At 72.1% G+C, this 11,322-nt stretch carries 9 protein-coding genes and 1 tRNA gene; 5 read left to right on the forward strand and 5 right to left on the reverse strand.

All coding sequences use genetic code 11. From position 1 onward, the window contains the following. On the reverse strand, positions 1–891 hold the full coding sequence (locus tag HCN51_RS48430; RefSeq protein ID WP_168018980.1) for an RNA polymerase sigma-70 factor: 891 nt from the start codon (positions 889–891) through the stop codon (positions 1–3). A 75-nt stretch (positions 892–966) separates the two neighbouring features. Between HCN51_RS48430 and HCN51_RS48435 the strand changes: the two genes are divergently transcribed. The 3 genes from HCN51_RS48435 to HCN51_RS48445 all read left to right on the forward strand — a co-directional run bounded on the left by HCN51_RS48435 (position 967) and on the right by HCN51_RS48445 (position 2,508). Next, positions 967–1,039, forward strand: a tRNA-Ala gene (locus tag HCN51_RS48435). An 18-nt stretch (positions 1,040–1,057) separates the two neighbouring features. Continuing rightward, a complete protein-coding gene (locus tag HCN51_RS48440; protein ID WP_206068758.1) occupies positions 1,058–1,498 on the forward strand; it encodes a GNAT family N-acetyltransferase in 441 nt (146 codons plus the stop codon). Between the two features lie 62 nt (positions 1,499–1,560). Then, complete coding sequence (locus HCN51_RS48445) at positions 1,561–2,508, forward strand: helix-turn-helix transcriptional regulator (RefSeq protein WP_168018989.1); 948 nt, start codon at positions 1,561–1,563, stop codon at positions 2,506–2,508. Between the two features lie 3 nt (positions 2,509–2,511). Here the strand turns inward: HCN51_RS48445 and HCN51_RS48450 are convergent, their stop codons facing one another. The 3 genes from HCN51_RS48450 to pdxR all read right to left on the reverse strand — a co-directional run bounded on the left by HCN51_RS48450 (position 2,512) and on the right by pdxR (position 5,711). Continuing rightward, positions 2,512–3,963: a pyridoxal-dependent decarboxylase gene (locus HCN51_RS48450; RefSeq protein ID WP_168018991.1), complete on the reverse strand. Its 1,452-nt coding sequence runs from the start codon at positions 3,961–3,963 to the stop codon at positions 2,512–2,514. 114 nt (positions 3,964–4,077) lie between these two features. After that, the gene (locus HCN51_RS48455) at positions 4,078–4,275 is read right to left on the reverse strand and encodes a DUF4236 domain-containing protein (protein ID WP_168018993.1); all 198 of its coding nucleotides are present in this window, start codon (positions 4,273–4,275) and stop codon (positions 4,078–4,080) included. A 23-nt stretch (positions 4,276–4,298) separates the two neighbouring features. Then, positions 4,299–5,711: a MocR-like pyridoxine biosynthesis transcription factor PdxR gene (gene pdxR / locus HCN51_RS48460; protein WP_168018995.1), complete on the reverse strand. Its 1,413-nt coding sequence runs from the start codon at positions 5,709–5,711 to the stop codon at positions 4,299–4,301. Positions 5,712–5,787: 76 nt separating this feature from the next. Between pdxR and HCN51_RS48465 the strand changes: the two genes are divergently transcribed. Beyond that, complete coding sequence (locus tag HCN51_RS48465; RefSeq protein ID WP_168018997.1) at positions 5,788–6,534, forward strand: metallophosphoesterase; 747 nt, start codon at positions 5,788–5,790, stop codon at positions 6,532–6,534. A gap of 46 nt (positions 6,535–6,580) precedes the next feature. Here the strand turns inward: HCN51_RS48465 and HCN51_RS48470 are convergent, their stop codons facing one another. Continuing rightward, the gene (locus tag HCN51_RS48470) at positions 6,581–9,970 is read right to left on the reverse strand and encodes an alpha-L-arabinofuranosidase C-terminal domain-containing protein (protein WP_168018999.1); all 3,390 of its coding nucleotides are present in this window, start codon (positions 9,968–9,970) and stop codon (positions 6,581–6,583) included. A gap of 228 nt (positions 9,971–10,198) precedes the next feature. On the opposite strand from HCN51_RS48470, the gene HCN51_RS48475 reads away from it, so the two are divergent. After that, entirely contained in the window at positions 10,199–11,179 is a 981-nt protein-coding gene (locus HCN51_RS48475) for a LacI family DNA-binding transcriptional regulator (protein WP_080047619.1), read from the forward strand. Positions 11,180–11,322: the final 143 nt, after the last annotated feature.

An 11,322-nucleotide genomic window follows, 5' to 3' on the forward strand; every position in this document is an offset into this window, starting at 1 on the left:
TCAGGCGGGCTGGAGGTGGCCGATCTTGTCCGGGTTGGCCATCAGGTAGATGGTCTCGATCTTCCCGTCACTGATCAGCAGTGACAGGACGCTGACCACCCTGCCGCCCGCCGAGATCACGATGGCGGGCGCGTTGTTCAGCGTGGCCAGCGCGAACGACATGCCCTCGACCTCCGCCATGCCGATCGAGACCATGAACTTCGCGATGTTCGCCGGTGTGCGGATCGACTGCAGGTAACGCCCGACGTTCTCGGCGCCGGTGATGACCCGCAGCGCCGCCCTGGCCTTGCCGCCGCCGTCGCTGACGATCGTCACCTGGTCGGAGAAGAGCTCGATCAGCGCGTCGAGGTCGCCGCCGGTGGAGGCGCCCAGGAACCGCTCGGTGATGCGCCGGCGCTCGCCCTGGTCCACGTCGAAGCGTGGCCGCTTGTCCCGCACGTGCTCCCTGGCCCGCCGCGCGAGCTGCCGGGTGGCCGCCTCGGTGCGCCCGGTGATCTCCGCGATCTCCGCGAACGGCAGGTCGAACGCCTCCCGCAGCACGAACACCGCCCGCTCCAGCGGCGACAACGTCTCCAGCACCACCAGCATCGCCATCTCCACGGAGTCGGCCAGCTCGGCGTGCTCGGCCACGTCCGGCGCGGTACTGATCGGCTCCGGCAGCCACGGCCCCACGTACGACTCGCGCCGCGACTTCGCCCACCGCAGCCGGTCGATCGCCAGCCGCGTCGTCACCGTGATCAGGTACGCCTTCGGATCCTCCACGGCCGACTCGTCGACCCCGGACCAGCGCAGCCACGCCTCCTGCACCACGTCCTCGGCGTCGGCCACGCTGCCCAGGATCCGATAGGCGACGGCGACCAGCAGGCTTCGATGATCCTCAAATGTCGGCATAAAACCTAAGACGTACCACGAAACCCGCGGCGTGACACGAGCGGTGCGGAACTCCGTTACACTTGTTGATCGCAAGGGGCTATAGCGCAGTTGGTAGCGCGCCTCCATGGCATGGAGGAGGTCTGGGGTTCGAATCCCCATAGCTCCACCCCTTAGAGTCGTCCGCGTGGTGATCATCGCAGCGGAGACCTCGTTCGACGAGGCAGAAATCTTCCACCTGTACGACTCCGTCGGCTGGACCGTCTGGACCCGCGACATCGCCAAGGTGTGCCGGGCGCTGGCGAACTCGCACCTCGTGCTCGCGGCCAGGACCGACGACGGGCGGCTGGTCGGCCTGGCGCGCACGGTGTCCGACGACGAGGTCGTCTGCTACGTTCAGGAGCTGCTGGTCGACAAGGAGTTCCAGGGGCAGGGCATCGGGCGGCGGCTGCTGGAGCAGCTCATGGAGCGCTACGCGCACTGCCGCTACTTCGTGCTGACGACCGATCACGAGTCCACCCCCGACGGGCCCGCCAACCACGCCTTCTACCGCCGGATGGGGCTGGTCGAGCACCACGAGCAGGGGTTGTCGGCGTTCGGGCGGCGCGTGGAGGGCGAGAACGACTGACCCTGCCTTTCCATGCCGTAAGTGCTCATCGGATGAGCACTTCAGCGCGGAGAATGGCGGTCATGCGAGCCGATCGACTGGTGGCCGCGCTGCTGCTCATGCAGGCGCGCGGCCGGGTGACCGCCGCCGAGCTGGCCGAGAGGCTGGAGGTGTCGGTGGCCACCGCGCGGCGCGACCTCGAAGCGCTGTCCGCCGCGGGCATCCCCGTCTACCCCCAGCCGGGCCGGGGCGGCGGCTGGTCGCTGCTGGGCGGCGCCCGTACCGACCTGACGGGGCTCACCGCGCACGAGGCCCAGGCGCTCTTCCTGCTCGCCGGCCCGTCCGCGCCGGACGCGCCCGAGCTCAGGTCCGCGCTGCGCAAGCTGCTGCGGGCGCTCCCCCAGACGTTCAGGGACGAGGCCGAGGCCGCCGCGGGCGCGGTGGTCGTGGACCCCGCTCGCTGGGGCGAGCCGGACAAGGAGCGGCCCGAGCTGGTGCGCGTCCTGCAGCGCGCCACCGTGCGCCGCCGCCGGGTCAGGCTCGTGTACGAGGGCCGCCGCGACCGCGAACGCACCGAACGCCTGGTCGACCCCTGGGGGCTCGTGGACAAGGACGACGTCTGGTACCTGCTGGCGGGCACCGAGCGCGGGCAGCGCACGTTCCGCGTGGACCGGATCGCCGCGGCCGAGGTGACCGAGGAGGAGTTCGAGCGGCCGGACGGGTTCGAGCTGTCGCGGGCCTGGGCGGGCGTCGTCGAGGAGATGGAGCGGCGCCGCTCCACCGTCTCCGCGACCGTGCTCATCCCCGCCCGGCTGCTGCCCATCCTGCGCGACCACTTCGGCCGCCACTGCGAGAGCCTGGGGGAGGCGGCGGACGGGCGGGTGCGGGCGCGCGTGGCCGCGCCGATGGCGCTGACGATCGCCGAGCAACTCGCCGGATGGGGCGCGCGCGTGGAGGTGGAGGAGCCCGACGAGGTACGCGCCGAGCTGGCCAGGATCGGCGCCGAGCTGGTCGAACGCTACGGGCACTAGCCGTCAGGGGAGGGTGGCGGCCAGGGCCTGGCGTTCCCAGCGGATCTGCGCCCACGCCTGCTCCACGTGCCGCCGCTCGGTCGCCGCCGCCCCGACGGCCAGCCGCAGCACCACCCGGTCGGCGATCTTCGTGTGCGTCAGGTACATCGACCCGCTCGCGTTCAGCAGCTCCATCAGCCGCAGCGTGGCCCGGTCCGCCGCGGCCGCGTCCAGGCCGGGCCACAGCGGGCGGAAGCACACCAAACCGAGCGGGTGCTGCTCGTGCAGCTCGAACCCCGGGTCCGTGCCCACCTGCTCCGCCAGCTCCGCCGCCAGTGCCACGCCCTTGCGGATGTGCTCCCGCAGCCCCTCGGCGCCGTACCAGCGGATCACCGACCACAGCTTCAGCGCCCTGAACCGGCGGCCCAGCGGCACCTGCCAGTCCCGGTAGTCGACGACCGAGCCGGAGGAGGTGGCGGCGTTCCTCAGGTACTCGGGCAGGATCGACAGCGCGCCCACCAGCGGGGCCCGGTCGGCGGTCCAGAGCACGCCGCAGTCGAAGGTGGTCAGCAGCCACTTGTGCGGGTTGGTCGCGTACGAGTCCGCGTACTCGGCCACGCCGTCGTTCAGCCACCGCAGCTCGGGGCAGATCGCCGCGACCCCGGCGTAGGCGGCGTCCACGTGCAGCCAGACGCCGTGCTCCCGGCACGCCTGCCCGATGGCGGGCACCGGGTCGACGGCGGTGGTGGAGGTGGTGCCGACGGTGGCGCACACCATCGCGGGGACGGCGTCCGCGGCCACGTCCTCGGCCAGCAGCCGGCGCAGGTGCGACGGGTCCATGGCCAGCGTGCGCGGATCCACGTCCACGACCCGCACGCCGGCCGCGCCCAGCCCGGCGATCCGGGCCGCCTTCTCCAGGGACGAGTGCGTCTGCGACGTCACGTACACCGTGTAGCGCCGGTCGATCCCCTCGGCCGCGACCCGGCCGCCGCTCGCCCGGTGCAGCGCCGCCAGCAGCGCGACCAGGCACGCGCTCGACGCGGAGTCCTGGATGACGCCGCCGCCCGCCGCGTCCGTGCGGAAGCGCTCCGGCAGCCCGATCAGCTCGGCCAGCCAGTCGACCACCACCGTCTCCAGCTCCGTGCACGCGGGGCTGGTCACCCACAGCATGCCCTGCACGCCCAGCCCGCTGGACAGCAGGTCGCCCAGGATGGCCGGGCCGCTGGCGTTGGAGGGGAAGTAGGCGAAGAAGCTCGGATGCTGCCAGTGCGTGATGCCGGGCAGCAGGATGCGTCCCAGGTCCGACAGCACGCTCTCGAACGGCTCCCCGCGCTCGGGCGGCGACGCAGGCAGGGCCTGCCGGATCTCGCCCGGCTTCACCTGGGACAGCACGGGGTGGGTCTCGATGCCGGCGAGGTAGTCCGCGATCCAGTCGACGACCTGCTTGCCGTGGCGGCGGAACTCCTCAGGTGTCATGTGAGGGCTCATCCGCCCACTTTGTCCGCAGGGGCGGGGCCTAGGGAAGGGGACGGGCCGGAGGCTTTCGCCTCCGGCCCGTTCTATCTCAAGCGGTCTGCCGACCGCCGAGGGTCAGTAGTGGTAGCGCTTGCCACCGAACGTCTTGCCGAGGTGGAACCCGCCGGGCAGGTGCACCGACACGTGCCGGCGGCCGTCGGGGGTGGTGGAGACGTGGAAGCGCCGATTGCCGAAGCTGTGGCCTACGCCGTGCCGTGACAGGTTGATCCGGAACGGCCCCACTTTGATTGACTTGCGGTAGTGCCAGCCCATGTCCCTCCTTCGCCATCGTGCGCTCACTGTGTAGAACGTGCGGGGCGGGCCCGCGGTTCCCAGCGCGCCAGAGTGCCCGCCAGCGCCTCGAGCGCGCGGGGGTAGGCGCGTTCGGACGGGGCGGCGTACCCGATGAGCAGCCCGTCGCGGCCCTCGCCGTGCCAGAGCGGGGAGGCCGGGCGCAGGGCGATGCCGGCGCGCTCGCACGCGGCCAGCACCTCGGCCTCCGGCGGGCCGCCCGGGGGGAGCAGGAGGAGCGCGCGCAGACCGGCCGCGACGCCCGGCAGGCAGGCATGGGGCAGGCGGGCGCGCAGCAGCTCCAGGCGGCGGCGGTAGCGCAGGCGGGCGGCGCGGATGTGGCGGTCGTAGGCGTGGGTCTCGATCAGCCGGGCCAGGACGAGCTGGCCGAGCACCTCGGTGTGCGCGTCGGCGTACCGCTTGGCCTCCGTGAGCGGGCCGATCAGCGCGGGCGGCACCGCCATCCAGCCCAGCCGCAGGCCGGGGCCCAGGGACTCCGACGTGGTGCCGCAGTACACGACCCGCTCCGGCGCCGTGCCCTGGAACGCCCCGACGGGCTGGCGGTCGTAGCGGAACTCGCCGTCGTAGTCGTCCTCGACGACCAGCCCGCCCCACTCGCGCAGGGCCAGGCGGCGGGACGGGTGCAGCGGGACGCCCATGGGGTACTGGTGGGCCGGCGTGACGACCGCGGCGGCCACGTCCGAAGTGAGGGTGCCGGTCCGCGCGCCCAGCTCGTCCACCGGCAGCGGGACGACCTCGCGCCCGGCCCTGCGCACCACGTCGCGGTAGAAGTCGTGGCCCGGATCCTCCATCGCGAACGGGCCCTCGACGACCTGGGCGAGCAGGTTGATCGCCTGGACGAAGCCCGTCGTGACCACGATCAGGTCGGGCGTGGTGAGGACGCCGCGGGTCCTGGCGAGGTAGGCGGCGAGCGCGGTGCGCAGCTCGATCCGGCCGCGCGGGTCGCACGGGCCGAGGACGGCGGCGGGCGCGGTGTCGAGCACGTGGCGGGTGGCCCGCATCCAGGCCCGCGCCGGGAACGCGGACAGGTCCGGCTGCCCGGGCCGCAGGTCGTGCACCGGAGCGGCCTCCGGCTCGGCCACGACACTCGGGGGCAGGGCGGGGGGATGGGTGGGGGGATGGGTGGGGGCGATCTCCGTGCCGGAGCCGGGGCGCGTGGTCAGGTAGCCCTCGGCGACGAGCTGGTCGTACGCCGCGCTGACCGTCCCCCGTGACAGCCGCAGCTCGGCCGCCAGCGCGCGGCTGGAGGGCAGGCGGGTGCCGTGCGGCAGCCGCCCCTCCCTGACCGCCCGCCGCAGCGCCTCCTCCAGCGCCCGCCGCCGCCCGCCCCGGGCGGGCAGCTCCAGATGCAGGTCCAGGTGCAGGTCCACCCCGGAACCGGCCCAATCCTCGCGCACGGAACTGGACCTTACCTCTGGGCCGGTCCCCGGGTTTACGGTGGGTGAGCAGCCGGAGCAGGAAGGACCGAGCCTCATGATCGTGATCGCTCACGTGAGCGACATCCACATCGGCGCCACCCCCGAGAGCGTCGCCCGCGCCACCACCGTCATGCGGTATCTCGACGCCCTCCCCGGAGACCTCGACGCCGTGCTCGTCACCGGTGACATCGCCGACCACGGCGAGCGGGAGGAGTACGAGGAGGCGGCCAAGGTGCTCGCCTCGCGCCATCCCGTCCTGGTCGGCCCGGGCAACCACGACGTCCGGCGGGAGTTCCGCCGGTCGCTGCTGGGCGAGGAGCCGGCCGACGGGCCGATCAACCAGGTGCTGCGCACCGGGCGCGCGGTCTACGCGATGTGCGACTCCTCGATCCCCGGCCGGAGCGAGGGGGAGCTGGCGGAGGAGACGCTCACCTGGCTGGAGGGCGTGCTGGACGGCGCGGACCTGCCGGTGTTCGTGGCCTTCCACCACCCGCCGGTGCTCCTGCACGGCCCGGTGGACCCGATCCGGCTGCGCGCGCCCGAGCGGCTGGAGTCGCTGCTGGCGGGGCGGGCCCAGGTGCCCGCCGTGCTGGTGGGGCACGCGCACACGGCCGCCGCAGGCACGTTCGCGGGGCGGCCGATGCTGGTGGGCGGCGGGGTGGTGTCCACGATGAAGCTGCCGTGGGAGGGCGGCACGCGGCTGGACAACTGCGCCGACTACGCCCTGCCGCCGCTGATCGCCTTCCACGTGTTCGACGACGAGGGGCGGGTGACGACGCACTTCCGCGTCGTCCCGGTGTAAGGCTCATGGGGGGCGGGCACCGGGAAGGACGCCCGCCCCCGCGAGGTCAGCGCTCGGTCAGCTCGATGAACGTCACCGAGTAGGCGGGGAAGTCGTAGGTGAAGGCCGAGGAGAAGCCGCTCACCTGCCGCCGCACCGGCGCCACCCGGTCCGGGTCGGCGATCGAGTTGGTGTCCGACGGCGCGCCGGTCAGCGTGGTGACCGTGGCCGTCGGCCGGAACCGCGCGGAGCCGAGGTCCACGCTGCCGCGCACGGCGGTGTCCTGCGCGTTGACCACCTTGAGCGTCACCGACCTGCCGTCCCTGGAGACCACCTGGTACAGCGGCTCCACGCGGGAGCTGTCGACGAAGTCGTTGACCTGCTGCCCGTCCAGCCATGTCGTGATCCGGCGCCCGCTGACGCGCACCTTCAGGTGGTAGTCGCGGCCGGTCTCGACGGTGGTGGAGGAGGTGGCGATCGAGGACTTGCCGCCGCCCACGGCCTTCTCGACGGCGGACTGGGTGTTGTTCCAGCCGCCGACGTTCCACCAGTAGAAGGTGCCGGTGTCGCGGACGCCGAACATGAGCAGGAAGCCCTCGGCGCCCGCCGTCTTGCGGGCGGTCGCCTCGATCGTGTAGTTCGACCAGTCGGCGGAGCCGGCCGTGGATCGGGCGTCCTCGACCTGCGCGCTCTGCGCGTAGGCGCCGTCCTGCACCGCCCAGGTGCCCGGGCCGGGCGTCCACCTGCCGGCGCCGGCCGAGAAGTCGTCCGACAGGAGCACGGTGCCGTCGGCGGCGGTGACCTTGACGTCGTCGTAGCGGACGGCGGTGTTCCAGGCGCCGAGCCCGATCGCGCCCTTGATGTCCTCGACGGGCCTGCCCTCGCCCTCGAACGTGCTGGGCACGACGCGCTCGCCCGCGTTCGTGGAGAACAGGCGCTGGACGTGGTAGCTCGGCGACCCGTACGCCTCGTCGTTGTCGAACCAGATCAGGTCCGGCGTCCAGTCCACGTAGTCCACGTTGGCCAGCAGCGGCGCGTACGAGGCCAGCCGCACCACGTCGGAGTTGCGTTCGAGCCCCGTCATGTACGACGCCTCGGCCAGCGCGTTGGAGAACGTGTTGCCCCTGGAGGCGTACTCGCCGACGAACACCTTCGGCCCCTCGCGGTCGTAGGTGTCGTAGCGGTGGTTGTTGGCGAGGAACCAGTCGGGGTTGTTGTAGTAGTGCTCGTCGACGAGGTCGGCCTTCTGGTCGCGGGCGAACTGCCACATGCGGTCGAACCAGGCGCCCTGCGAGGTCTGCCCCGCGTTACTGATGATCTTGATGTCGGGGTACCTGGCCCTGATCGCGTTCGCGAACTTCGGGTAGTTGGTGAAGAACTCCGGATAGATCTCCTCGTTGCCGAGCCCGATGTACTCCAGCCCGAACGGCTTGGGGTGCCCGAGCTGGGCCCGCTTCCTGCCCCACGTCGAGGTGACCGGCCCGTTGGCGAACTCGATCAGATCGAGGGTGTCCTGCACCCACCGGGCCAGCTTGGCCTCGTCGGTGAGCGGCCGGTTCTCGCCGCAGCCGTTCACCCCGACCGACAGCACCGGCAGCGCCTCGGCCCCGATGTCCTCGGCGAACTGGAAGTACTCGTAGTAGCCGATGCCGTAGCTCTGGTTGTAGCCCCAGAAGTTGAAGTTCGTGGGCCGCTCCTCGACCGGGCCGATCGTCTCCTTCCACTGGTAGATGCGGCGGCGATCGCCGGTCTCCGCGTACGGGTCGTAGGTGCCGACGTTGGTGACGCAGCCGCCGGGGAAGCGCAGGAAGCGCGGCTTGAGGTCGGCGATCAGCTGGGCCAGGTCGGCCCGCATGCCGTGCCCCTTGAACGTGCGGCGGGGGAACAGCGAGACCATGTCCAGGTCGGTCCGCCCGGCGGGTGCCTGGACGACGAGCCGGCCCGCGTCGGTGGTGCCCGAGGCGGTGAACGACGCCCGGTACTTGGCCCAGCCGCCCGCCTTGACCCGCACGGTCATCGTCCCGAGCACGGTGGAGCCGTCCTCGACGGTGATCGTGAGGGGGCCCGCCTCGGCGCGCCTGGCCCAGACGGAGAAGTCGTAGCGCTCGCCCTTGACGAGCGGCAGGCCGCGGTTGAAGCCGGCGTTGCGCACCCCGGCCGTGCCCTGGCCCGTCACGTCGAGCCGCAGGTAGGTGCGGTTGTTCGGGTTGAGCGGGTCCTCGCCGGCGACGGCGGGGGTGACGGTGGCGCCGCGCTCGGCCTTGCTCCACGCGGTCAGCCCCGTGTACGAGGGCTCGTCCACGGAGTTGAACTCGAACGAGCGGTTCTGCACCAGCTCGGCGTAGAGGCCGCCGTCGGCGGCGTGGTTGATGTCCTCGTAGAAGACGCCGTACAGGTCGGGGCTGACCTTGGTGCCCTTGGCCCCGGTGTCCACGCTGAGCTTGCCCGAGGTGTAGCCCTCGATCCGGAACTTGGCGGGGTCCGCCCCCATGACGAGCTTCCCGCCGGCGATCGCGAGGCCCTGCCCGCCGGAGGTCACGGTGACCTTGCCGCCGCCGGCGTCCTTGATCTGGAAGACCGAGCCGTTCCCGCCGAGCCGCACCGGCGTGGTCGCCTCCAGGTACCTGCCGGACTCCTTGAGCCTGACGCCGTCGCCGCCGGGCTCGGCGGTGAGCATCAGCGCCGTCATGGGCGCCTTGGCCGAGGCCCGCACGATACCCGAGCGGTCGGCCGACAGGTACGGCAGCGCCGCCGCCCGCAGCGTGAACGACCCCTCCGGCACGACGGCCGCCCCCTCGGCCGCCTTGATCGCGAAGTAGTCGAAGTCGGCCCTCATGGAGGTGCCGTTCTGCGCCGACAGCCCGAACAGCCCGACCTGCCCCACCTTGATCGCGGCGCTCAGCTTGGACGCCTGCACCCAGGCCGTGCCGTCCCAGTAGGAGGAGGTGAACTCGTCGCCCGTCCTGGCCAGCTTGAGCACCTCGGCCGTGGAGCCGGGCCGGGCGGCGAAGGCGGAGGTGAAGGCGGCACCGACCTCGGTGGCGGTCTCGATCACCGGCCCGCCGGCGAACCCGACGTGGGCCAGGCCGGCGCGGACGTAGTTGTCCCAGTCCTGCCAGGCGAGCAGGCCCGCGCTCTGGTAGTCGAGCGCGACGGGGGCGCTGAGCTTGGCGACCACCTCGAAGTCGCCGTCGGGGACGTCCACGAGGAAGAGGTTTCTGGCGGTGTTGGTGGCCTGGTGGGTGTCGCCGGTCAGCGTGTCGAGGTGGAGGGCGCCGCCGGACAGGCTCCAGCGGGAGTCGTCGGGCGAGAGCACGCTCCAGTCCGCGCCGAGCGTGGTGCCGTCGAACTGGTCCACGACGGCCCCTTCGGGGATGGGGTCGGCCGCGGCGGCGGCGACCGGGGGAGCGGTGAGCAGACCGGCTAAGAGCAGGGCGGACAAGGCGATGCGCAGCATGAGTGGGGGCTCCTCGGATGTTGTTAGCGTTAACAATCAAGTGAGCGTTAACAACCGCGATCGGCGACAACGTAGGGAGCGCTCAGGGGTGGCGTCAAGGGGCCGCTGTGTAACCCGACCGTAATGCGGCGAGCTCTTGACGACACACGTTGTTAGCGTTCACAGTCGGGGCCAAGCCAGGAAAGGAGCACGGCCGTGGGATCCACCCTGGGGCGCCGCCTGCCGGTCATGGCCGACGTGGCCAAAGAGGCCGGCGTGTCGCATCAGACGGTCTCCCGCGTGCTCAACGACCATCCGAACGTGCGCAGCGAGACCCGGACGCGGGTGCTCGAAGCGATCGACAAGCTCGGCTACCGCCGCAACCTCGTCGCCCGCGCCCTGGTCACCAAGCACTCCAGAACGCTCGGGGTGGTCAGCTTCGACACCACGCTGTACGGCCCGGCCAGCACGGTCTACGGCATCGAGCAGGCGGCCAGGGCGGCCGGCTACTTCGTCAGCATCGTCAGCCTCAAGTCGATCGACCGGGCCGGCGTGCGCGACGCCCTCGACTACCTGGCGGACCAGGGCGTGGACGGCATCGTGGTGGTCGCGCCGCAGCGCTCGGCCGCCGAGGCCCTGGCCGACCTGCCGCTCGGGGTGCCCACCGTCGCCGTCGAGGGCGGCGAGGCGGGGGAGGTGTCCGTGGTCTGCGTGGACCAGGTCGCGGGCGGCCGGCTCGCCACCGAGCACCTGCTGTCGCTGGGCCACGAGACGGTCTGGCACGTCCGGGGGCCCTCCGACTGGCTGGAGGCCGAAGGGCGCGTGGCGGGGTGGCGGGCCGCGCTGGAGGAGGCGGGCCGCGAGGCCCCGCGACCGCTGGCCGGGGACTGGAGCCCGCGCTCGGGATACGAGGCGGGCCGCAGCCTGGCGAGCATGAGGAACGTGACCGCGGTGTTCGTCGCCAACGACCAGATGGCGCTGGGCGTGCTGCGGGCGTTCACGGAGCAGGGGGTGAGGGTGCCCGAGCAGGTGAGTGTGGTCGGCTTCGACGACATTCCCGAGTCGGAGTTCTTCTCGCCGCCGCTCACGACCATCAGGCAGGACTTCGACGCGGTGGGCAGACACAGCATCGAGGTGCTCGTACGGCAGCTCGAAGGCGGGCCCCAGGAGCGGGAGCGGCTGGTGGTGCCGCCCACGTTCGTGGCCCGGGTCAGCACGACCAGGGTGTGAGGCCGTACGGGGAAAGGCAGGACGCGCCGGCGCCCAATTGGGTTGTTAGCGCTCACATGAGAAGGGAACCCCCCACGTGTTCAAGAGGATCTCGGCCATATTGCTCGCGGGTCTCACCGCGATGTCGGTGGCTTCGTGCGGCA

Source organism: Nonomuraea composti, assembly GCF_012034275.1.
Taxonomy (GTDB): Bacteria; Actinomycetota; Actinomycetes; order Streptosporangiales; family Streptosporangiaceae; genus Nonomuraea; species Nonomuraea composti.